1 protein-coding gene is annotated in these 1,082 nt (G+C 65.3%); it reads left to right on the plus strand.

Going from position 1 to position 1,082, the window contains the following annotated elements; translation table 11 throughout:
- The first annotated feature begins 620 nt into the window (after window positions 1-620).
- A complete protein-coding gene (locus AB0R04_RS38905; protein ID WP_363378910.1) occupies window positions 621-1,055 on the plus strand; it encodes a protein-tyrosine phosphatase family protein in 435 nt (144 codons plus the stop codon).
- Window positions 1,056-1,082 lie beyond the last annotated feature (27 nt).

Below are 1,082 nucleotides of genomic sequence, written 5' to 3' on the forward strand. Positions count from 1 at the left end.
AGCATCTTGAAAGTTACGTGGAATCTGCCGGGGATGATCTTGTCTCCTCGGTGTAACCACGGACTTGAGAGATGGCTTGAGCGGCACGACGGGGCTGACGGAGAAGGGGCCGGTGCTGGGCCGGCATGGGTAGGCAACGGCCTGGTTGTCGACTCGGGGTTGGGGCTGGCGAACGCGACGATCCGGCAGAGGCTGGGCCACCGGCGAACCGTGGCGGTACTACGATCTCGGTCACCGGCTGTGCTCCTACTCGTTCTTCGAACAGTGCCGGCGCCGGATGGCCTGCGCCCGCTGTGATTTCCACACCCCCAAGGCGTCGACGAAAGCTCAACTCGTCGAATCCAAAGCCGGCTTGCAGCGCATGTTCGTGAGGATTCCGCTCACCGGAGAGGAACGCGCCGCCGTCGACGACGGCCAGAGCGCTCTCGACCGCCCACTTGAGCTCCTTACCGAGGTGACCACCCCCCTCGGCCCGACCCTGAGCGACCTCCGCGCCGAACCTGGTCGACCCCTGCCACTGGCTGTCCGACCACTATCCGATTCCACCGACCGAAAGTGCTGCTGACATGCGACCCGTCCTCTTCACCGTCGACCTCCCGGGCCCGGGACGACTGAGCACCATGGCCCGACCACGCGGCAATGACTGGCTCGAAGACGAGATGGCCGCGCTGACGGACTGCGGCGTCGATGTCCTGGTCTGCGCGCTCACCGAACCCGAACTCGACGACCTCGGCCTCGCAGACGAACCCCGGACAGCTGCGGCAGTCGGGCTGCAGTTCGTCGCGATACCCATCCCCGACCGCACCGTCCCCGACCTCACCATGATCCTGCCCACCCTGCGCAGACTCGCCGAGCAGGTGCACGAAGGCGCACACGTCGTCACTCACTGCCGGGCGGGCATCGGGCGCTCATCCCTCCTCGCGGCCGCACTCCTCATCCTCAACGGCGTCGATCCCGACACGGCTTGGAACCACATCGAACAGGCTCGCGGGCTCGCCGTCCCGGACACCGCCGAGCAACGAAGGTGGCCGATGGAACTACTCAAATACGCATGATGTTGACAAATCAGATTCCACAGAATG

Origin of the sequence: Kitasatospora sp. NPDC056731 (genome assembly GCF_040687675.1) — a bacterium.
Lineage (GTDB): Bacteria > Actinomycetota > Actinomycetes > Streptomycetales > Streptomycetaceae > Kitasatospora.